This window comes from Paenibacillus brasilensis (genome assembly GCF_009363115.1).
Classification (GTDB): domain Bacteria; phylum Bacillota; class Bacilli; order Paenibacillales; family Paenibacillaceae; genus Paenibacillus; species Paenibacillus brasilensis.
This window is the reverse complement of sequence record NZ_CP045298.1, coordinates 4329343-4351822: the sequence shown is the minus strand read 5'-3', so window position 1 is coordinate 4351822 and position 22480 is coordinate 4329343. Positions and strand designations below refer to the sequence as shown.

Genomic DNA, 22480 nt, shown 5'->3' with positions numbered 1-22480 from the left:
AACGTATATGAACAACCCATACCGACAACATCGTAAATAGATCGCTGCCGAAGCATTCGACCTTCCTTAGTATATGGATGAGAGGTGAACCCTTTGACACAAAAGGAAGCCCATACCACGCCTTACTGGACAACCCTGCTACTTGGCTTCGGAGCCATCCTGCTTGTATTGGCTGTTGTCACCTCTCCAGAAGAGGTGTTCAAAGCCTCTGCTCAAGGGCTTAAACTGTGGTGGAGTATTATTTTCCCGGCTATGCTCCCTTTTTTGATGTTATCCGAAATGCTCATCGCCTTCGGCCTGGTCCATGGACTGGGTGTCCTGCTGGAGCCGTTCATGCGCTTCTGGTTTCGACTGCCCGGACGAAGCGGCTGGGTGCTGGCCCTTGGCCTGACCGCCGGATTCCCTGCGGCTGTGGAGGCAGTGCGTCAATGGGCACAGCAGGAGGATATGACCGAGCCTCAGCTCAGCCGACTGACCGCCATCGCCCATTTCTGCAATCCGATCACCATCCTGCTCGTCATCGGAACAGGATTGCTGCACAATGCGACTGTAGGCGGAATGTTACTTGCTGTTCACTGGATCTCTGGATTACTGGCAGGCTGGATTACAGCCAGACTGCCTGCAACCTCAAAGGAATTGCAAAAACGGGAAACGCCAGCTGCCCTACGGCCCACTTCTGTTTCCCGTACTTCCACCACCTTGATCCGCTCCGCATGGAATGCTGCGCAATCCGCCAGAGAACGGGACGGCCGCAGCTTCGGAAAGCTGCTGGGCGAAACCGTATCTCATGCTGTACAGACGCTTATGGTGACAGGTGGATTTATTATTTTCTTTTCCGTACTGATTCGACTAATATCCATATATACAGGCCAAGGAACGCTTTCTTTCATATGGCCTGCCTGGATGGAGATTCATCTGGGTTCCTATGAAATCAGCCGTTTGCCTTATGATCTCCGCACCCAAGCGGCACTAATCAGCGCCGTACTGGGTTGGGGCGGCCTATGCGGCTGGCTTCAAATTACCGCAGTCACCAGACCATCCGACAAAGGCATCACATTCACCTTGTCGCGAGTGCTTCATGGGCTTATCGCCTTTGGGCTTACACTGGTGGCATGGACACCTCTTACTCGCATCTCCAACAATACAATTCCAGCTTACATCAGCGGCAGTTCGGCTTCTTCCTTTGCAGAAAGCGGATATGACAGGGCCACACAAACCGTCATGACGGAAGCCACTAATCTTCTGACACAATTGGAAGGTGCATCCATGTATCCCTGGCAACTCACCCTGCTGTCCGCCACTCTCTTGATTACGATTGTGCTTATATTACTGGTCATTTCCTTTATGACTTTATGGTTGAGCCGCCACGCATCGCGTTGACCTTGGAACGCAGCGCGTCCTCGACCTCAGGAGCTACCAAATCTACGACCTTGCCGTCAAAATGGGCAATTTCCTTTACCATACTGGAACTCAGATATGAATAGGCTGGATTCGTCATCATAAAGATCGTTTCCGCATCCGGGTTCAGCTTATGATTCGTAGAAGCCAATTGCAGCTCGTATTCGAAATCGGTCACCGACCGTATTCCTCTAACAATAACCTGAGCCCCTTTTTGACGTACATAATTGGCTGTCAGATCACGGAAGCTGTCCACCTCAATATTTGGAATATCACGGGTTACAGTCCGCAATAGCTCCATTCGCTCCTCCAGAGAGAACAACGGATTTTTACTAATATTGTTAAGAACCGCGACAATTAGTAAATCAAACTGTCTGGCTGCTCTTTGAATGATATCCTGATGCCCCATCGTCACGGGATCAAAGGTTCCCGGGTATACGGCAATACGTGGTTTGTGCTCAATCATGATGGTCCTCCCCGCCTGATTCGGTGATGCCGGATTTAGTGACTCCGGCTTCTGTATGCTCTTCGGCGTCCGACAAAGCATCGGCTGCATATTTATAAATAGATAACGCCGTTTCACCATAGACTGCCTTTTTGACCTGTTCGAACGGCCCGAAGCTTTCCGGGTATTCATGTCCAGACTCATACTCAAGCACAATAATTGCCTCTGAACGAAGCAAGTCCAATTCAGCCATACGGCTCATTAATTCATCTCCGTGTTTGAGACGATAGGGCGGGTCCAGAAAAACAGCATCAAAAAGGGCTCCACGTTTTGCGAGCGCCTTGAGCGCTCTTCCGGCATCATTACGGAACACTTCAGCCTGTTCTTCCAATCCGGTTTTTCGTAAATTTTCTTTAATGACTTCAATGCTTTTCGATTCCATATCAATAAAAACCGCCTTGTCCATCCCCCGGCTAAGCGCCTCTATGCCCAGGCCACCACTACCAGCGAACAGATCAAGCGCGACTCCCCCATCAAAATAAGGACCTATCATGCTAAATAGCGCTTCCTTGACCTTATCCGTGGTCGGTCGCGTCCCTGTGCCGGGAACTGCCTTTAACGGCCTTCCTTTGGCACTACCCGATACCACTCTCACGCTGAAACTCACCTATTTTCTATATGTGTTCATAACCATATAAAGATTATGACGTTATCGTACCACATGCACCGCCGTTTGAAAAACGTAGGATTGTGCAGGTATAAAAAATCCTTCCCTGGGCATCCTTAGGATATCGGCATTCAACCAATGTCGTAGACAACCGCGGAGAAGACTTACGTTTCCCCATAAGCTCTTCGTCCGGTTTCTCCTCTCCCATTCGGGCGCTTCTTTCATGGAGCGCCTGATTTTTTTTGCATAAAAAGAAGCTGCCTCATAGCAGCTTTATGTATCATTTTTTCTATTCTAGGATTTGCTCATTTAAGCAGCTCTTCTGGGATATCGCCTTGATAAACATACACATAGCTCGCTACCGATACAGCAAATGCTGCAAACATAGACAGCGATGTCGCTATACCATATACTATTTTTCTCACCATTCCTCTTCACCTCCTTCCCCGAATCAATGTCAGGCTCTGGACGAAAAAAGCTACAGCCACTACAGAAGAACCGATTACAAAATTAGTACACACAAGTATGGAGGATAACAGTCGCAGGAGAGGGTAAAAACGAGCTGGAATGCGCGACTGCTTTTCAATCCTGGATGGGGCAAAGCATAAAACAAGCATTAGAGCCATTCCGGTAAACAGGTTTGTCCACCAACTGTCTAAAGAGATGCAGGATATAGATGTAAAAGCGACCGAGGTCACCAGCACACATGCCATTCCTGTTTTCAAATGTATGCCTCCTGATATTTGGCGCAATAGAGCAAAGGCGATAAGGATCGTTGCAGCTGCTGCCGTCCGTCCAGTGAAAAATGAGGCCAATAGTGTCAGCACTACGATCATGGATGCATTCAGAATGAGGGCAAGCGCATATTGAAGCACCGGAACGGAGGCGGGATGATCCGGCACCGTACGCTTGATCTGGTGGGCAAGCCTGGAAGCCATTATTTCAATCATCCCGGTATTCCTTTCCGAGCGCATAATAGATGAAAAAACCGGAAACCAGCGCAAAAAACATCATATTTAACCATATTTCGTTATAATACAGCACAATGGAAGTTGAAATGAGCGACAGGATAATCAGCGTGATGACAATGCCATACTCCTCTTTGAATTTAAGCTTTTTGAAATTAGGAGAGAAGCCTATCCCCTTTCGATACATCATAAATGAGATGAGCAGCCCTGTGGCTGCGCTTATTGATTGCAGCAAATAACCCTTCAAGGACCCATCATGCAGCTCAGAAACTGGCAAATTGCCGAACAGCATTTTTAGGAGCAACGACTGAATAACGGCATACGCAAAATAACCTGTTACAGTCATAATGCCTGACCACACAATCGGGATTTTCACTATGGTAGCAAGTAAGAAAATAAAGAGCAGCATATTGATGACAGGCACCAAATACGAGAGGGACCACTCTTCTCGGAGCAAATAGCTTTGCAGGTTCATAATCAGATTTACAAAAATGGCCTGCCATAGATAAGGAATCATTTTGATTTTAAAAACACTAAGAATCAGTGCAAAAACAGCCACTCCCTCAAGCGTTGAAAAAAGCAAAAAGCCGATCGGCTTCACAAGCATGCACGCATCTCCTTTACAATTCCAACAAACCTCATCAGTATATTTAAAAACCTGGCTGTACATCGAATATAAAGGGCCGGAAGTTACTTTTCAAGAGGTCTTTTCAAGGATTCCATAGATTTTTTCAAGCACTTCAACGTAATGTTATCAGATGTAAGATTCGAGTAAGGGTTAAGCAACGCTTCCCTTGACCGATTCTCCCTGTCCACGTGTAGGCCTCATCCGCGATATGAGCCTTTTCCCCCACCGGATACCAGGCTGTTCAATCCACGTATAAGTGAGCCAGGATAGTCCAGTGGTGAGCAGCAGCGTTATCATAAACATCATAATGAGGTTGATCGTCGGGGCAAAGGGGAATTTAACTTGACTGATCAGCCCCAGAACCAGCATATGCGTCAAATACATACTGTAGCTGAGGCGGCCAATCCATGACCATACCCGATTTAGCAACCACATCGGCTGCCAATGATACAAAGCATATGCCCCCAGCAGCAATCCAGCGCCTATAAGGTAATCCGTCATACCTGCAAAAAACGCAAATAGCACAGATACAAGCAGCAAGCCCCAACTGACCCGGTCTATGCTTTTCCAATGCCGCTCGTTCTTCCAAATAAAAAACAACAATATACCCAGCCCAAAGACAGGCAATTGATTGGGAAACCATAAATACAGATAATGCCCCCATAAGGAATGATCACTAATCCATGGATGTTGGGCAAACCACGTATTCAGCCCGAAGCTTAGCACAAGCATAATCATGACAAACCAGGCAGCATGACGAACTGACCGGATTAGTTTAAATAATAAGGGGACAAACAGATAAAACATACATTCCACCGCTATGGACCATTCCACCCCGATAATGCTATTGATCCAGTACGGATTGAGGCCATTCAAAAACAGGACATGGGCTACAATATTGGCGACCGTGACCCTCTCCTGATCTCCAAGCCAAAATCGGGGACCTGTCCCGTTCACAATTAAATAGATCCCGAGCATTACGTAATATAAAGGAGCAATTCGAAAAAAACGACGTATCAGATAAGCCGAAATTCCTTCTGTCCTGTCCCCCGAGCGTCTGCTCAGAGAAGGAATAGCGTAAAAGCGCTTGCCATATAAAATAAAGCGACTCCTTTGGCGCCCATACTCAAGCCTTTTTGAATCCATCCGTTGATTCCGTCCACATGCTGACTGACATGCACCAGCAAAACCCCAATAATAGCCAGCGCTCTCAGCGTATCTACAAACTTCAATTTGTCATGCTCCATTTCATTCCGGGCTTCGGGCATCTTATCCCTCCATAGTAATCTTATGCGATACATTTTGTATCTATAATACACAAAACGTATCATCAAAGTAAATAACTACGTATGTAAAAAACATCTCCCAGCCGCATGATCTGCGGCCAAAAGATGTTCAGATTGTTAAGCTATAGCTAGCTGTTCCCTATTCCCTTGCAGGACTGTTAAACCCAAAGCGAACGGGAAATGATGACCAGTAGTATAAACAATACCAAAATTGCAGTTGTGGAAGTCCATGCTCCACCGCCGTAGCCTCCAACGTGACCCATGTGTCATTTCCTCCTTTAATATATGGTACATAAATACGATATGCAGCATACACCATTGCGTATGGGCCAATCGGCAGGCATTTTATTTATTTAAATGAAAAGGAACCGTCGTTACAATGACGTCTTTATAATTGAGCAGATAAGCTCTCATCAGCAAGCTGGTCTGATTGTGCAGAATATTTTCCCACCAGTGCTTGGTAATGAATTGCGGAATGAGGACAGTTATATGATCCTCGTCTGCTTTTTTCCATTCCACTGTATCAATAAACTTGCGGAGTGGATTAATAATGCTACGATAACGGGATTTCAAGACCACCAAGCGGATACCGACATCCCATTCTTCCCATTTCTGCTCCATTTTACGAATTGCATCATCATCCACACCAACATATACAGCGACCACATTGTCCGACAACGTCTTGGCATAACTGATGGTATTCATGACGACCCGAGTAATGCCTGCCACCGGAATAATAATGGTATTGCCTTTGACCATCGGTTTATCCTTTATAATGTCAATGCGCAGCTGCTCAGCCGTATTTTTGTAATGAATATTGATCTTCATAAAGAAATACAGTACCAAAGGCAGGAAGATGAACACCATCCAAACCTGACTAAACTTGGTAAAAATAAAGATAAGCGTAATCGACAGCGTGGTCAGCATGCCGATCGTGTTAATGGCAAGCTTAACGACCCAGCCGGACGGCTTGAGCCGAATCCAGCGAATCATCATCCCTAGCTGCGAAAGCGTAAACGGGATAAATACCCCTACAGCATACAGCGGAATCAGATTTTCTGTATTCCCACCAAAAACAATGACCAGTAATGCCGAGAAAACACTCAAAAACAGAATACCATTCGAGTATCCGAGTCGATCCCCACGAACCATGAACATATGCGGCATGTATTTGTCCTTAGCCAGCATAAAAGCGAGCAACGGAAAGGCGGAATAGGCCGTATTTGCCGCCAAAAACAAGATGAGCGCTGTCACGCCCTGAATAATGTAATACATGACACCGCGTCCGAAAGTGGCATTCGCAATTTGTGAGATGACGGTTTCATGCGGATTCGGACGAACACCATACCAATAAGCCAGCAAACTGATCCCGATAAACATGCACCCGAGAATCAAGCCCATCATCATCAATGTGGTTGCCGCATTTTTGGCAGCAGGCTTGCGAAAGTTCGGAATGGCATTCGAGACAGCTTCTACCCCAGTTAACGCCGAACAACCCGAGCTAAACGCCTTCAGTAAGAGAAACAGGCTGACGTTGGATACCGTGGCTCCAAATTGCGGTGCCGCAGCATGGGCTCCCCCTGCAATGTAATGAATGACACCACTAATAATCAGAACAAAAATGGAAATAACAAATAAGTAAATCGGTACAGCCAGCACCGAGGCAGATTCTGTCACCCCGCGCAAGTTCATAATGGTCAAAAAGATAATCATGATCAGAGCAATCGCGATTCGATGATCGTGTAATGATGGAAATGCCGATGTAATGGCATCTGTACCTGCTGACGAGCTGACCGCAACCGTCAGAATGTAGTCGACCAGCAAGGAGCCGCCTGCAATCAGACTCGGGGCCTTACCCAAATTATCTTGAGCAACGATATAGGCACCACCGCCACCTGGATAGGAAAAGATTGTTTGCCGATAAGACAGGATCAGAATGAGCAGCAATCCTAGAACCGCGATGGATATAGGTATGGAATACCATAGAGCAGCGAAGCCTGCTGTAATTAAAACCAGCAAAATTTGCTCAGTGCCGTAAGCTACAGAGGACAAAGCATCTGAGGACAGAATGGCCAGAGCCTTGAGCTTGTTTAGTTTCTCCTCTTCAAGAGCCATCGACTTTCGAGGACGACCGATTAGTAATCTTTTGACTTTGCTTAGCATTTCATTAACTCCTTCTTGATCGGGGTTTTACAAAAGAACTTTGGATCGTATGTTTATTATGTCACCTGCACATCAGATTGATGAAACAAATGAACTATTATTTTATACCCCCTCACCCTGAAAAAAACAATAAGGAATGCTTCATATAATGAGCATTCCCAAGTAAGAAAGAGTATTTCGATAAAATACCCTTATGTATATAGTAATTTGAACTTTTCCGGCGTAATTCCCTCAGCACGGCGAAAAGTTGCCACAAAATGGCTGACATCCCGGAAACCTACCCGCTCCGAAACCTCCTTAACCGTCAAATGCGGGTACTCTGTCATCATTTCTTTAGCCTTGCGCAGCCGAATCACAATCAGGTAAGCATAAGATGTCACGCCAAAAGCCTGCTTGAACAATGTATTTAAATGACGGGCGCTAACATTCATCATGACCGCCATATCAGACAGTCCCACATCCGGACTGGCGTAATTTTGCTCCATAAAGGCCAGTACGGGCGCCAAACGTTCCACATTATGTGACAGAGAAGGCATCGAGCTGTGCTGCCCATATTTACGCAACAGCGTCAGAAAGCGGTATATATTGGCCGATGCATCTAATCCTGATAAATCACGTTTGCTAACCAGGGAATGAAGGATACCTTCTCCAAAAGTATGCAGCTCGCTATCCGGGTCCCAATGATACCCACGCGTATGCTTCAATCCGAGAGCAGTCAATACAGCAGCGGCGATGGGCCCGTCAAATGTGATGTATAACGTTCGCCATATCTTGGTCGCACGTCTATATGCATGGGATTCGCCCGGTAGCAGCAAAACCCCGGACTGCTCACCCAGACAGAAAGTCCCCCCTTTAAATGTAAATATCCCTTCACCGGTCACCGTCTGAATCCAGTGAAAGCACGGATATCCCTCTGGACGGGACACATCCTCCTGCCTGCTGTTAAATCCGATGCTCTCAATAAAAAGCGGTAAAGAATGCTCACGCGTAGTCAGAAAAAATCGCAAATGATGGGGAGTCAAAATCATAAAAGCACCTCCGACGTATGCAGGTATGTATTTCTCTTATAGATCCATATTGTTATATCCAAGTTCATTTTATTATATTTAAAAGCCGTTACTTGTATTATAAGATAGAATTATTCTTATATACAGAGGTGATTGGTATGATAAGCGGCAAACTCCCTAAAGTATTTTATGGTGGAGATTACAATCCCGAGCAATGGGATGAGGCCACACATCAGGAGGATTTACGGATGTTCAGGCTGGCAGGGATTGATATCGCCACACTCAACGTATTTTCATGGGCCAAACTTCAGTCGGACGAAATCACATATCATTTTGAATGGCTGGATCAATTGATTGACAGTCTATATGAAAGCGGTATCTTCGTTTGTCTTGCAACCAGCACCGCAGCACACCCCGCCTGGATGGCTACCCGTTATCCAGATATTCTGCGGGTCGATGCTGACGGACGCAAGCGGAAATTTGGTGGCCGCCACAACTCCTGTCCAAACAGTCCAACCTATCGCAAATACGCGGAGCATATGGCTGACCGATTGGCCGAGCGCTACAAAAATCATCCCGCTATCCTCGTGTGGCATGTATCCAATGAATACGGCGGTGATTGCTATTGTGACAACTGCGCTGCCGCGTTCCGGGTATGGCTCAAGCAAAAATACGGATCATTGGAAGAACTGAACCGGGTGTGGAACACCTCCTTCTGGGGTCACACCTTCTATGATTGGGATGAAATTGTGCCCCCGAATAATCTGAGCGAGCATTGGGGAGAAGATCACTCCTCCTTTCAAGGAATTTCCCTTGATTATGCACGCTTTAATTCAGACAGTATGCTCGATTGCTATCTGCTGGAATATAACGCGATTAAAAAGCATATTCCCAATGCTGTGGTAACGACCAATCTGATGGGATTTTTCAAGCAACTGGACTATTTCAAATGGGCTAAACACATGGATATTGTATCCTGGGACAGCTACCCTCAGGCTAATACGCCTGTAAGCTATACCGCGATGGCTCATGATCTGATGCGCGGCCTAAAGGATGGGCAGCCCTTTATGCTCATGGAGCAAACACCGAGCCAGCAAAACTGGCAGGCGTACAATTCGCTCAAGCGGCCTGGCATCATGCGGCTATGGAGTTACCAAGCGGTGGCCCATGGCGCGGACACCGTCATGTTCTTCCAGCTTCGCCGCTCGATTGGTGCTTGTGAGAAGTTTCACGGAGCTGTGATTGAGCATGCCGGGCATGAAAACACCCGTGTATTCCGTGAGGTAGCGCAGCTTGGCAGCGAGCTTGGAGCAATAGGAGACCGGTTCCTTGACGCGACTGTCGACTCCAAAATAGCCATTTTGTTCGATTGGGATAATTGGTGGGCATTGGAAAAATCAAGTGGACCCTCGGTTGCATTAAAATACGTCGACCAGGTGCATAAGTATTATGCTGCCCTTTTCCAGCGCAACGTGCAGGTAGATCTGATTTCCGTAGAAACGGATTTCCAGAAATATGATCTCATTATCGCGCCTGTACTCTACATGGTCAAGCCGGGTACTGCTGAGAAGCTGGAACAATTTGCGGAACGCGGCGGCACGTTCGTTACCACCTTTTTCAGCGGCATCGTCAATGAAAATGATCTGGCCACAACCGGAGGATATCCAGGCAAGCTGCGTAAGCTGCTCGGGATTTGGGTAGAAGAAATTGATACGCTTCTGCCGGAATCACACAATCGTATTATCATGAAAGAAAAGGTAGGCGCATTGCATGGAGAATATGAATGTGGCATGCTTTGCGATCTGCTGCACAGTGAAGGTGCCGAGGTGCTGGCTGAATACGGTGATGATTTCTATCAGGGTATGCCCGTACTGACACGGAATCGTTTCGGTCAAGGTGAGGCATGGTATGTCGCATCAGACCCTGAGCAATCTTTCCTTGACGGCCTGCTGGGTTATATTTATGAGGAAAAAGGGATTTCATCCTTGCTACGTGCTCCTGCAGGCGTAGAAGCTACTGTACGTACCAAAGATGGAAAATCGTATCTGTTCATCCTGAACCATAACGCCCAGATACAACATGTACATCTGGACGACCAAAAAGGGAAAGAGCTGATTAGCGGCAAATTCCTGGAAGGAGATATCACCATTGACGGCTACGGCTTTCAAGTATTGGAGCTATCATAACAACATATATCCGACTTATACAGGCCTGATTTCACAGTTCTGGTTTACAGATCAGTCTGCTGTATGAGCGCAAATTAGGTATTAAAGGAGTTCAACATGAAACGACTGCTATGGATTGGCAGCTTGTCTTATTTTTTGATTGGTCTGGCACACGTGGTTGTAGGGTCCCTGCTACCTGTGCTGCTGGAACACTACGGCAGAAACTATACGGAGGGCGGAAGCCTGATTTTCGCTCAATTTTCCGGCTTTCTGGCTGGCGTCCTGCTGTCGCCGTGGCTTGCACGAAATTTCGGCAAACGCCGAAGCCTGGTATTCGCTCTGCTCCTGCTGTGTGCGGCAGAAGTGCTGTACTCACTGCTGCCCCCTTGGGGATGGCTATACGCCGTCGGGGCAGCAGCTGGCTTTGGCTTTGGCATGGTAGAAGCGCTCATCGGTACCATCGTTATTAGTGGTATTACTCAAGGAACGGGCGCTGCTATGAGCCGGCTGGAGGTCTTTTTTGGAATTGGTGCGTTGGCTATGCCTGCTATCGTCAGCCAGTTCATTGCTCTCGGCTGGTGGAGATTGGCTTTTCCCATGATCTCCATGTTCGCAGCCATTGCGGTCGTAGCTTGGCTACGGGGGTCCTTCGGCAAACTGGACATTGTATTGGACGAACAGGAACAACGAGGGAACAACCATATGTCCTCCTCCTCTAATTCACCGAAGATGAAAGCTTCTAAAGCTAGCCCTGTAGGGAATTGGAGGCTGCTGGCCCTGTTCAATGTATTTTTTTTCTTCATCTATGTTGGGACAGAGATGAGTCTGGCTAATTTCCTGCCGTCCATGTTTATTGAGCGCCTGGGACTCACGCAAGCCGAGGCAGCACTCAGTGTTACCTGCTTCTGGCTAGCGATGGCCACCGGACGACTATTCACAGGCAGCATTGCCGATCGGTACGGCTACGGCGTCTTTGTCGCTCTGAGCTCACTGGCGGCGACCGTGCTGATGTGTGTATTCCCGCTGATTAAGGGTACTGCCGCTGCCTTTGTCCTTATTGCACTGCTGGGGCTGGGCATGTCCGGCATTTTTTCCATCGCACTCGTTTTTGCCAGCAAAATGATGCCAGGCACAGAAGAATCTACTACCAGCCTGCTTATCGGTGCAGGTGGAGTCGGGGGCGCCCTCCTGCCCTTATGGCTTGGAAACAGCATGGACCGTGGCGGAGCGGTCGCTTCGGCATGGTTGCTGGCAGGCTTGGCCTGTATCCTGTGCCTGCTTGGCGGGATTCTGTACGCCCTATACGTACGCAAAAAGCGGCTTCAAACCGCTTCATCCTGATACATGCCTTTTTCGGCGCCTTCAACTGTTCCTTGGTATAATGCAAGGCTACAGCACAGGCGCCATTTTACTTACTAGACGAATGTACCTTGTACACAGGCCTATTTTTAACCAAAGATAGGTCGTTGCCTATAAAACGCAGGACAAATATCCATGCCTCTCCTAGATGAATGGAGTAGTATACAACAAACCATATGGAGGTGTTTGTATTGGGTCGTCCTGAATTAAAACGAAAAAAAGGCCGTAAAAAAGATGTTTTTATCCGTTCCTGGTTTGATAAGTTAGAAAAAAAGTTTGATGAGACGCCCCCAAAGAAAAAAATCCGCACGAAACGGAAATTTTTTGGCAAGGATATTATCGTCAAAAAACAACTTGTCCATGTGAATATTCCTCATGACGCATTAGGGACGGAGCGGGATTCTGCTGCAGGCGAAGTAAGGCAGTTCGGTTATGTTTACAACCTGAGACCTCAAGTCGTTCCGATTGAAGGAGATATTATTTTTGATACAAATGGTATACTTACGCCTGGAGTTGCTCATGTTCCCGGAACGACACAGATTGTTGTCGCCGACGCAGGGAACTATGAGGTTCACTTTTCTGTGTCGGGTGTAGAGCCTAACCAGTTTGCCATCTTTATTAATGGCACCCTGGCTGGAGGAACCCTATACGGTTCAGGAGCCGGCACGCAGCAGAACACAGGGCAAGCCATCCTCGCTCTGGCATGTGGCGATGTTCTCACGCTGCGAAACCATAGCTCTGCCACTCCAGTTACTCTGCAAACATTGGCTGGGGGAACTCAAACCACCGTAAACGCTTCAGTCATCATCAGAAAATTGGGATAGGCTTGAACCTTTGTAAAGCCCCAGCATATAAAAACGGGGTTTATCCCACACTCGTTCGAGCGAGGAATAAACCCTGAATAGCTTAAAAAGCCATAATAATTCCTTTGTCATTGGCATACATCGAACTGATCCCTCTGGTAGACACAATATGAATATCTTTGAATTGATAACGATTCTTCAATGCATTCATTAATTTTTCCGCCAGACCGGGATTATTGCAATGAGTAATGACGATGCTTTCCCCCACGGTATCCCTACCACTTTTCTCAATGGTATCTGCCAATTTTTCGATGATTTGATTTTGACCGCGTGCCTGAGTAAATAAGGCGATATTCCCGTCACCGTCGGAACCTAAAATAGGTCTGATATGCAAAAGTGATAGTATCTTGCCCGTAATTTTATTCATTCGTCCATTCTTCACCAAATTATCGAGGTTTTCCAATACAAAGTAAGTCTTCATCTTTATGATAAAGGTTTCCAGAGAAGAGATAATTTCGCTTTTATGATATCCTTCGTCAATCAGCTTGCGAAGCTTAAGAGCTAACAAAACTTGTCCAGCCGACGCGCTTTTCGAATCGAATACATGGACATCTGCCCCATTTTCTTCCTCCGCCATATCTTTTCCTACCAATGCACTGGCATACGAACTGGACAGATTACTGGATAATGTAATGGCAAAGGAAGTATGCGGGCCTTGAAAGGCTTCCTTGTAAAGCAAGGGTGACGGTGATGCAGATCCAATCTTGGTTGTACAGGCTTTCATTTCTTCCATGAACTGAGGCAAGTCCAGCGCGTCATCATCAATGAAGCATTTTTCTCCCAATGTCATGTTTAACGGAATCGTAGTAATCTGCAGCTGCTCTCTAAGTTCTGTTGTTAAGTCGCAGCAGCTGTCTGCTATTATTGTATACCTCATTCTGTACACCCTCATCTTATGTTATTTTCCAGTGGAATCCGAATTCATAATGCTCATGGAAAGCTCAATCAACCGTATAAATTCTTTTACATCATCCTCGCCCAAGCCGGCCACAAGCGCATCAAAATAACCTTCTATTCTCTCCTGCTTTTGTTTAATCAACGATTCACCGTCCGGTGTAAGCCTTACACACATCCGTCGTCTGTCCTGCTCAGACATCTCCATAGTGACATAGCCTTTTTTTCTTAAGCCCGTAAGCGCTGCCGTAATTCTTGATCTGGATACATGCAGATGGTCGCTGAGTAAGGAAGGATTAATTTCATCCTCTCGATGCTGAACCAAATATTGAAGTACATGGTTTTCACCTTGGACAAGCGCTGTCAGACTACTGAATAATTCCATACTATAAATCCGTTGAACTGATTCTCTTAGTTGGTCTCTTAAATCAACTTCTTTCATAGTAACCTCCATATAACGCATAATACATATAGTTAACTATTAATACTATGTACTATAATGAATCGCAAGTGATAATAACAATGAATTATTTGTGAATAAATTCCGACGTTGGCGTCAGCAGAAAATAAAGTATTAGACGCCCATGCCGCTAACGCAGCACCATCAGATGATGAAAATGGTAGGCATGCGATATAATTTACTTACGGCTGGCGAAGGCAGGTCGGCAGTCAATGGTGCTTCGAGCCCGAGTATTAGACTGACCCTAACGACCAGGTGCACCACAGATTGTTGCTCCGAATTTGGAAGCACGCAGGATAGAATAACCATATGTGGTTGTTGCACCAGCCCCTTCAATCTTGCTGCCGTAAGGAGAAGGCTACGAATGGACGTTGTTTACAGTCATGTGTGCGGACTTGACGTTCATAAAAAGAACATCGTTGCCTGCACCATCACGCCTGAAGGTAAAGAAATCCGTACGTTTGGCACGATGACCGACGATTTAATTTTGCTTGTAGATTGGCTCAAAGTCAAGGAATGCACTCATGTAGCGATGGAAAGCACTGGATCATATTGGAAACCAATCTACAACCTGTTGGAGCTTGAGGAGATTGAGACTCTTGTTGTGAATGCCCAGCACATCAAGAATGTTCCGGGACGCAAGACTGACGTCAAAGACGCGGAATGGATTGCTGGATTGCTCCGGCATGGTCTATTGAAGGGTAGCTTTATCCCAAATCGCGAGCAAAGAGAGCTGAGGGAATTGATTCGCTACCGCCGTAGTCTCATCGAAGAGCGAGCTCGGGAAGTCAGCCGCATTCAAAAGGTGCTGGAAGGAGCAAACATCAAGCTTTCCTCGGTTGCCAGCAATGTGCTTGGGAAATCAGGACGTGCAATGATTGAGGCGATGATTGCTGGCGAAACCGATCCTGAAGCTTTATCTGATCTTGCAAAACGAAAGTTGAAAAGCAAAAAAGCGGATTTGAAGCGAGCATTGAACGGCTTAATGGGCCCTCATCAGAAACTGATGCTGGGAGCTCAGCTCCGTCACGTCGATTATTTGGACGAAGAGATTGGCAGGTTGGATGAGGAAATTAAAAAGCGCATGCTCCCTTTTGATGAAGACTTGGAACTGCTTGACACCATCCCAGGTGTGGCACGAAGAACAGCAGAGACTATTCTAGCCGAAATTGGCTCTAATATGAATCAGTATCCTTCCGCCGCCCATTTATGTTCTTGGGCAGGGCTGTGTCCGGGTCAGAAAGAAAGCGCCGGAAAACGATTGTCCGGCAAGACGCGAAAAGGAAATAAGAAACTCCGAAGTACGCTTGTAGAAGCTGCGAAGGCTGCGGCTAGAACAAAAGAAACGTATTTATCCAGCCAGTATCATCGGATTTCCGCGCGTCGGGGAGCTAACCGAGCGACGGTTGCAGTAGCACACAGTATATTGTCTATGGTTTACTATATTCTTAAGCGGAAACAACCCTACATCGAGCTAGGTCCAACCTACTACGAGAAACGAAAACGGGATGTGATCATCAAGCATTCCATTAAGAAACTGGAGTCATTAGGTGTATCAATTACTGTGAATACGGCAGCTTCCTGATCGTTATGCAAACCATACATTACTAATGCCCCTGGCTATTTTTTTGTTTGCCGGAGGGTCGCTTTCTTGTTGCCTTTTTTAGGTGTTCTACGGAGCGATATTTTCAGGATAGACTGACCTTAGAAATTGGAACAGCGACAGCTAAGGACGAGAAAATAAAGACTAGACTGTCGCTATTCCATTGAACTAACGTGTCCCGTTAGCTGAGTGAAGGGCAGCCGCGCGGCTGCCCCTTCGATGTTGAACTAACGTCTCCGTTAGTTCAATAAATTTGTTGTCTGTTTTTATTGAGTGTCTTCGTCGCTTTTGTACTCCAAAATATCACCTGGCTGACAATCCAAATTCTTACATATCGCTTCTAATGTTGAAAAACGAACCGCTTTTGCTTTCCCATTTTTCAGAATGGAAAGATTGGCCATAGTAATTCCAACCCTCTCCGCAAGCTCCGTTACGCTCATTTTTCGTTTTGCTAACATCACATCAATATTGATGATAATTGCCATGCTATTCACCTCAGATCGTTAAATCATTTTCTGATTTTATATTTATAGCTTCCTGTAAAAGTCTTTGGAGAACAGCAGCAAAAACGGCGATCACCATAGAAGCGAAAATAATGACCAATCCGGTGACTGTGATAATTGGAGGGTCAACTCTCCTCGCCATGAGATAGTAGAGTGGCATACCTAGCAGGTACAAGGTACTGATTGTGATGGCACAGTATTTTATATTCTTTAAAGCCTTGACGGATAATTCCGAGAACGCTTGGTTCTTATCAATATAGCTTAAAAGTTTAAAAGCTTGATACAGAGCAAAGTAAAAAGGTATCGCTGCTGCGTACATATCGATTAAAACGAGAGATTTCATATAAGCGATATCTGGATACAATTCTCCAGCAAAATTCCCGATCTTAGGCACTAAAAATATGCACAAAGCAAGAATTGGGATTCCAATAAGAATAACAGCCATCTTCAAAAAGAGTGTTGTTCTCCGTTTCATTAAGAGCACCTCGCTAATTTAATTATAAAACGACTTTAACACATAATTTATTGTTTAACAATAAATTAATATCGTTTTTTATTATATTGTTATTGTTAATGGAATATCCTTTTTATTTTAAGCAAAAAAATAAAAAGCATTTCTCATTACAAAGAAATGCTCTTACTTTAAAATGTTAAATTTTCAACCTGTTCAACAAAACTGCCCGTTCGTATTATGAGATCAACCAGTTCTTTCTGGTTGATCCTTTTTTCATTTGCATAGAGGATTAAGGTAGCCTGGTCGAACGTACCTGCCCGTGGGACTTGATCCCGAGCGCTATAGTGTTCGCCCTACTTGTCATGACCATGATTGAGGCTGGTTGGGACGTAAGATCCCGTATAACAAGCGATGCTATGGAGCGACAAGAAGAACCTTAGGGATGCCGGGGAATCTAAACTTACAGGGAGAGATGAAATGAATCCAGTTGTCGGTCTAGATATTTCAAAAGAAGAAAGTCATGGACAAGCCTTTTTAGCGCGCGGAAAGCCCTTCAGAGGGACATTCCACTTCGAGCACACTCGTGATGGCCTAGCAAATTTACATCCAGTTTTGAAGGATGTTGAGACTGCATCCAGACTACGTCCTCTACTTATTCTAGAAGCAACCGGCCATTACCAAAGTCCCGTTGTTCAGTTCCTAGAAGAACATCACTACATTTACATTGTCATTAATCCGCTCATCTCAAATCGGCTTAGAAAGTCTCAACTTCGTAAAGTAAAGACGGATGCTGCGGACGCTTACCTATTGGGAGAGTTGTACTACAAGGAAGAGTTTGAACCTTTTAAGAAAAGAGGTGTGCAACTTCTCAATCTGCGCTATCTTACAAGACAGTATGAGTCCCTTTCAAAGATGTGTGTACAGACGAAGCTGCAATTCCAAGCCGTTTTAGATCAGGTTTTCCCAGCTTACAAAGGCGTCTTTGGAGCTATGTATTCCCGTATTTCACTACGGTTTTTAAGTGAATTTCCAACCTCATATTCAGTTTTGCAGACGGATGCAATTACACTCAAAGCTAAGATGAAAGAACTACTTTCTTCGAAACGGGGGCGTTCAGAGGGCTGGATTAACCAACGGGTTCAGCGACTGCTAGACGCGGCAAAGCAAAACCCATTTCAGCAAACCATGTATGCAAGCCACTTAATCAATTTGGAAGTTCTTATTACCCTTATTCTTCAGTACCAAGAGCATCTTGCTGAACTGGAACAGAACATAGATGCTCTGGCTGAAGAAATTGAAGAGTATGAATTAATTCAGTCGATTCCCGGTATTGGGCATAAAATTGCTGCAACAATTTTATCTGAAATTGGAGAAGTCGACCGATTTGATCATCCTAAAAAGTTAGTGGCTTTTGCAGGCATTGACCCGAGTGTCTTTGCTTCCGGTAAATTTACAGCAACTCGAAATCGAATCACGAAACGTGGTTCCAGGCAGTTGCGTTACGCACTGGTAATGGCTGTCCAGTGTGGGCTTATACGCTCCCGAAATATGCGAATCAAAGCGTTCTATGATCGCAAGAGAGCAGAAGGAAAACCACATAAAGTAGCTCTAATCGCATGTGCAAATAAGCTCGTCCATTGGCTCTATGCAATCTTGAAAAACAAAAAGGAATTTCGTCCAATTTAAAAGATTATTATTGGCATAACCTTCCAAGACACAACGGAAATTGGAGGGTTATTTGGCATGCTCATTTTAACTATACCACATGATTTAGAATCACTTTACTGGTAATCTTGACAAGCTATTAGCTGGTATAGCTTAATGTAAACGGAGCAGTTGCTGACAGCAAACTGCTCCGTTTAAATTTAAAATAATGCGTCCCAATCGTCTAATAATTGCCGCTTATAAAAAATGAGTTCTTCGATGACAGAATAACTTATGTCTTGAACAATGGAGATTTATCTGAACCACCAATCAAATCAACTGTGAAAAATATGGAGATGAAGTGTTCTCTGTGGGCTATTGTTTTTACTGCACTTGAAGTGAGACGAACAAGTGAGGGGGTGTTCCCCTCACTTTATTCTTAACTAAGAATAGTATACTTGTTCTACTTTATATAATGTATGCTCGATAGTTGGACAAAGTTCGGCATCTACTTTGTGAAATTTAACTCTAAAGTATAAACTTTTCAAGAAGTTCTTTATATTATTTTTTTGCTTAAAGGCATGAAGAAATTCTGGATTTTTCTCCACATCACCAAAACTTTGGATCCATTTCTCTACATAGGTCTGACTAAGTATTTTTCTATTTAAAACACTAATTACGGATTTCACCATTCTTTCATCTTCCCCATCGGAGTAAACTCGATCTGATATGGTCATCTTCTCATAAACCAAATCGAGGATAGTTAAGAGGTCTTTTTTGTCCAGTTCGGAACATTGGGCCAGATCGTCCAAAGCATCTGCTGCATGAGCTATGGCATGAGCCCATCCTTTTTCTTCATCATACCCACGGTAATCTCGCTCCTTATGTATATTATAAAATACTTTCTCTTTGATCTGATGAATATGCTCACTTGAGAGAAATGGTGATTCCCTATGCCTCATAAGGAGAAGCGGTATAACTAGCATAGAGAAAGATCTAGTGAAGACAGAGTCTGTATTTATTTCATCAAGCCTGAAAAGCAAATGGTTTTTATCCAAAATAACGGGTAGGAGTTGTTCCAGTTCGTTTACAGTTAGAGCATTACCGGGAATCCAATTGGATAAGGTAGTATAAATTAGCTCATCACGTAATTGGGCATCTAAAGAACCGATGTTATTCATCATCTCTTGTATCAATTGGAATGTATCGGAAGGTGCTTGGTAGTCATTTGCTTTTATCAATATCAACTTTTCTTTTAGATTCATATTACACACTCCTACTATATTGCTATTAATTTTTATTCATCTCTATTTTAGTAACAATCCAAGCTAGTTCGCATTCAAAGATATATGTACGCGCTTAAACTTGTCTTCCTTTAAAGTGACATAATAATCTTATACATGGTTCTCTTAGTTTGAATATTCTTAAAATGAAGCTTGGGGCCAGAATTGACCTTCATCAATGGATTAATTCATAGATTAAAAAATAAACGATCAAAATAGGCAATACGAATGCAACTGAGAATATTAAGTTACTTTTGGTTAACTTCATGAAACCCAACTCTAAGTCATGCGAACCAATTAGGGTTAATTTTACCACTCAGTGATAAATGAACAATAATGTATTGATACAGAGTTTGGTAGTATACTGCCCCTTAGTTGAACAAAGACAGCCGATCACGTTGGTCGGCTGCCTCCTTGTTTTTTTGAGCTATCCTTTCCCGTTAGCTTAACGAAATCCCTAACCGTATCATTGAACATTTGGAGATTTCTTAACGCTTAAATTCTTGTCCTCTTTCAGATCAAACAACTTAAGTTTCAATCCAATACACAACAATGCAATCAGCAGAAACAATATTCCGCTCCACGTAATGTTATGTGTTCCCATATGGGATAGAAACCATCCGCCTAGGGCGGTGCCGAGTGTGATACCCAGATTTCCGAAGGAGACAAATAAGCTGTTAGCAAACTCTGGTGCTTCACGGGCCTCCGAGGTTAACCATGTTTGGCTTATAATGAGACCGCCGGTAAAGACGGCTCCCCATACCAGTACGATGGCAATCATCGGAACAGAGTAACGTCCAAGACAAAATATCAGCAAATACATACCGATAAGCACAATGGGATAAAACAAGGTGGTTTTGACCAAGTCCTTACTTAAATATTTTGCCGTTTGCAGATTCCCAATTATGCCGCTGATGCCAAAAAGAACGAGCATAAAACTGACGGTTTCACCGTTCATTCCTGTCACCGTCTCGAGATACGCTGCAAAATAGGAATAGACAGAATATAAAGCCGCCAGGATGAAGCAAGCCGTAGTAATGTTAAGCCATAGCTGCGGCTTTGCCAATATACGTAATTGTCGGCCATAGGTCAATTTACCTTGTACGGGTAACGATGGAACGAGCGCAGCAATTCCGAACAGGGCTAGCGTATTTATTCCGGAAGAAAATAGAAAAGCGGCTTCAAGTGAAAACTGATCCCCAATATACGAAGTGACCGGAATGCCTATTACCATCCCGACCGTTAACCCCATAAAAACTTTGGCCACTGCGTTGGTACTTTGTTCTTTTGGAACCGAGCTGACGGCTGCTACAAATGCAACAGAAAAATAAACGGGATGAAGAAATGCAGGCAGCAGTCTAGACAGTAATAAGGCAGTAAAGGTTGGGGCAAAGGCGGAAATCAGATTAGAAATGGCGAAAACAGCAAGTACTCCGCACAGAATCTTTTTTCGGTTAATACCGGAAAATAAAAGAGTCATAAACGGACCAGAAATGGCTATGATCAAAGCAAACATGCTAACGAGCAAACCTGCTTGAGAAGCACTGACTTGGAAGCGCTCAGAAATTTGAGGCAAAATCCCTACTACGCCAAGCTCCGTATTGGCAATACCAAATACGCCAAGGGCGATAAAGAAGATGAATAAAGACTTGTTCCTTTGCAATTGATTTTCATCCTTTCGATTGTGGAAATATTATACTATACGGATGTGTATACTATGTTTTAGTGTAAAGCTAACCCCAAATGCTAAATAGAAGTTAGCTTCTTCATATTCTGTCAGGGTATTATTCAGTTGAACGGTCTGTTGGTTGTTCATTTAACTTTTGCTTTAATGCGTGCCTGTTCTCCAATTCCTTGTAAGTAGTAATTTTTTCTGCTAGTAAATGAAGATTAGTCTGAAGTTCCATGAGGGCTTTTTGAACTTCTGAGTAATGTTCTTCTAGAAGAATTCTTCTTGCAGTGAGAGTTGGATCTCCTTTCCTTTTTAGTTCCGCAATTTCGAGCATATTGGTTAATGTCATTCCGGTAGCTTTAAGACGATTAATAAACTTGATCCAAGTTACGTCTTCAGAAGTAAAGCAACGATGTCCATGTTCATTACGATCAATGGAAGTTAGGAGGCCTATTTGCTCATAATAACGAAGCGTATGGACACTAAGACCTGTAAGGGCGGCGACTTGCCGAATGGTTAGTGAGTTATTCATGCTCCCAGTATATCCCTTCGAGTAAACTCGAACGCAAGATTTTTTTTGGGGCCAAATTTCATTAACACGAAAAAAGGCAGCTGATTGTTGGCCAGCTGCCTCCGTTACATCCCCAAGGGCATTATTGCAGTAAACTGCCCGTTAGCTTAATGAAGCATTGTCAGTCTAATTCTCTATTTTCTCAGTCTAGAACTTTATTTTCCTCAAACACTTCTTAACACAGGTAAATTCAAGTACCTAAAAAACCGGTCATCCTAAACTAGGACAACCGGTTTTAAAAATCAGGAACCAACTATAATGCTAAGACACCAACTATAATGTCAAAGTACTAACTATAACGTAAAGGTACCAACTTTAATGTAACTGAACATGACTCGCTAAAAAAGAATTATTTCTATAAAGTGAAATATTTCACATATATAATTTTACCTTTATTTAATTTTGATGTCAATAATAAAACACAGATTATATTTTGTTTTATTTTTG

The 22480-nt window shown here is 44.4% G+C and carries 21 protein-coding genes and 1 pseudogene; 6 read left to right on the top strand and 16 right to left on the bottom strand.

From position 1 onward, the window contains the following. The first annotated feature begins 84 nt into the window (after positions 1 to 84). Positions 85 to 1380, top strand: a complete 1296-nt coding sequence (locus tag GCU48_RS20735; protein ID WP_244315813.1) for a nucleoside recognition protein — start codon at positions 85 to 87, stop codon at positions 1378 to 1380. On the opposite strand, the gene coaD is transcribed toward GCU48_RS20735, so the two are convergent. The 9 genes and pseudogenes from coaD to GCU48_RS20690 form a co-directional block, all read right to left on the bottom strand. Continuing rightward, entirely contained in the window at positions 1343 to 1864 is a 522-nt protein-coding gene (coaD, locus tag GCU48_RS20730) for a pantetheine-phosphate adenylyltransferase (RefSeq protein ID WP_152381308.1), read from the bottom strand. The genes GCU48_RS20735 and coaD overlap by 38 nt on opposite strands. After that, complete coding sequence (rsmD, locus tag GCU48_RS20725; RefSeq protein WP_152381307.1) at positions 1857 to 2498, bottom strand: 16S rRNA (guanine(966)-N(2))-methyltransferase RsmD; 642 nt, start codon at positions 2496 to 2498, stop codon at positions 1857 to 1859. Before rsmD ends, coaD begins: the two co-directional genes overlap by 8 nt. Before the next feature lie 317 nt (positions 2499 to 2815). Next, positions 2816 to 2938 carry a cyclic lactone autoinducer peptide gene (locus tag GCU48_RS20720; protein ID WP_081330746.1) on the bottom strand — a complete coding sequence of 41 codons (123 nt, stop codon included), beginning with the start codon at positions 2936 to 2938 and terminating at the stop codon, positions 2816 to 2818. Positions 2939 to 2944: 6 nt separating this feature from the next. After that, the gene (locus tag GCU48_RS20715; protein ID WP_025716282.1) at positions 2945 to 3460 is read right to left on the bottom strand and encodes an accessory gene regulator ArgB-like protein; all 516 of its coding nucleotides are present in this window, start codon (positions 3458 to 3460) and stop codon (positions 2945 to 2947) included. Continuing rightward, on the bottom strand, positions 3453 to 4085 hold the full coding sequence (locus GCU48_RS20710; RefSeq protein ID WP_025716283.1) for a hypothetical protein: 633 nt from the start codon (positions 4083 to 4085) through the stop codon (positions 3453 to 3455). The genes GCU48_RS20715 and GCU48_RS20710 overlap by 8 nt, the downstream gene beginning before the upstream one ends. A 171-nt stretch (positions 4086 to 4256) precedes the next feature. Continuing rightward, positions 4257 to 5374: pseudogene (locus tag GCU48_RS20705) on the bottom strand (acyltransferase family protein). 176 nt (positions 5375 to 5550) lie between these two features. Then, positions 5551 to 5655, bottom strand: a complete 105-nt coding sequence (locus tag GCU48_RS20700) for a sporulation protein YjcZ (protein ID WP_081752081.1) — start codon at positions 5653 to 5655, stop codon at positions 5551 to 5553. Positions 5656 to 5737: 82 nt separating this feature from the next. Beyond that, a complete protein-coding gene (locus GCU48_RS20695; protein WP_152381306.1) occupies positions 5738 to 7555 on the bottom strand; it encodes an APC family permease in 1818 nt (605 codons plus the stop codon). A 191-nt stretch (positions 7556 to 7746) separates the two neighbouring features. Beyond that, positions 7747 to 8583, bottom strand: a complete 837-nt coding sequence (locus tag GCU48_RS20690; protein WP_152381305.1) for an AraC family transcriptional regulator — start codon at positions 8581 to 8583, stop codon at positions 7747 to 7749. 137 nt (positions 8584 to 8720) lie between these two features. Between GCU48_RS20690 and GCU48_RS20685 the strand changes: the two genes are divergently transcribed. The 3 genes from GCU48_RS20685 (at position 8721) to GCU48_RS20675 (ending at position 12910) form a co-directional block, all read left to right on the top strand. Next, entirely contained in the window at positions 8721 to 10748 is a 2028-nt protein-coding gene (locus GCU48_RS20685; protein WP_152381304.1) for a beta-galactosidase, read from the top strand. Positions 10749 to 10844: 96 nt separating this feature from the next. Beyond that, positions 10845 to 12068, top strand: a complete 1224-nt coding sequence (locus GCU48_RS20680; RefSeq protein WP_152381303.1) for an MFS transporter — start codon at positions 10845 to 10847, stop codon at positions 12066 to 12068. A 209-nt stretch (positions 12069 to 12277) separates the two neighbouring features. Then, positions 12278 to 12910, top strand: coding sequence for a hypothetical protein (locus tag GCU48_RS20675; protein ID WP_152381302.1), 633 nt, complete (start codon positions 12278 to 12280; stop codon positions 12908 to 12910). Positions 12911 to 12992: 82 nt separating this feature from the next. Here GCU48_RS20675 and GCU48_RS20670 read toward each other — a convergent pair whose 3' ends face one another. Both GCU48_RS20670 and GCU48_RS20665 read right to left on the bottom strand, forming a co-directional pair. Further along, positions 12993 to 13826: a DegV family protein gene (locus GCU48_RS20670; protein ID WP_152381301.1), complete on the bottom strand. Its 834-nt coding sequence runs from the start codon at positions 13824 to 13826 to the stop codon at positions 12993 to 12995. Between the two features lie 21 nt (positions 13827 to 13847). Continuing rightward, on the bottom strand, positions 13848 to 14285 hold the full coding sequence (locus tag GCU48_RS20665; RefSeq protein ID WP_152381300.1) for a MarR family winged helix-turn-helix transcriptional regulator: 438 nt from the start codon (positions 14283 to 14285) through the stop codon (positions 13848 to 13850). 382 nt (positions 14286 to 14667) lie between these two features. Here GCU48_RS20665 and GCU48_RS20660 point away from each other — a divergent pair, with 382 nt between their 5' ends. Beyond that, the gene (locus tag GCU48_RS20660) at positions 14668 to 15888 is read left to right on the top strand and encodes an IS110 family RNA-guided transposase (protein ID WP_152381299.1); all 1221 of its coding nucleotides are present in this window, start codon (positions 14668 to 14670) and stop codon (positions 15886 to 15888) included. Between the two features lie 284 nt (positions 15889 to 16172). Here the strand turns inward: GCU48_RS20660 and GCU48_RS20655 are convergent, their stop codons facing one another. Continuing rightward, positions 16173 to 16391, bottom strand: coding sequence for a helix-turn-helix domain-containing protein (locus GCU48_RS20655; RefSeq protein WP_025716897.1), 219 nt, complete (start codon positions 16389 to 16391; stop codon positions 16173 to 16175). A gap of 10 nt (positions 16392 to 16401) precedes the next feature. Beyond that, positions 16402 to 16884, bottom strand: a complete 483-nt coding sequence (locus tag GCU48_RS20650) for a DUF2975 domain-containing protein (RefSeq protein WP_152381298.1) — start codon at positions 16882 to 16884, stop codon at positions 16402 to 16404. A gap of 456 nt (positions 16885 to 17340) precedes the next feature. Here GCU48_RS20650 and GCU48_RS20645 point away from each other — a divergent pair, with 456 nt between their 5' ends. Continuing rightward, complete coding sequence (locus tag GCU48_RS20645) at positions 17341 to 18549, top strand: IS110 family RNA-guided transposase (RefSeq protein ID WP_152381297.1); 1209 nt, start codon at positions 17341 to 17343, stop codon at positions 18547 to 18549. A gap of 401 nt (positions 18550 to 18950) precedes the next feature. Here GCU48_RS20645 and GCU48_RS20640 read toward each other — a convergent pair whose 3' ends face one another. From GCU48_RS20640 to GCU48_RS20630, 3 genes are all read right to left on the bottom strand, one after another. Beyond that, the gene (locus GCU48_RS20640; RefSeq protein WP_152381296.1) at positions 18951 to 19772 is read right to left on the bottom strand and encodes a DUF2785 domain-containing protein; all 822 of its coding nucleotides are present in this window, start codon (positions 19770 to 19772) and stop codon (positions 18951 to 18953) included. Positions 19773 to 20256: 484 nt separating this feature from the next. Next, complete coding sequence (locus GCU48_RS20635; RefSeq protein WP_025720870.1) at positions 20257 to 21453, bottom strand: MFS transporter; 1197 nt, start codon at positions 21451 to 21453, stop codon at positions 20257 to 20259. A gap of 121 nt (positions 21454 to 21574) precedes the next feature. Then, positions 21575 to 21994 carry a MerR family transcriptional regulator gene (locus GCU48_RS20630; RefSeq protein ID WP_152381295.1) on the bottom strand — a complete coding sequence of 140 codons (420 nt, stop codon included), beginning with the start codon at positions 21992 to 21994 and terminating at the stop codon, positions 21575 to 21577. Between the last annotated feature and the right edge of the window lie 486 nt (positions 21995 to 22480).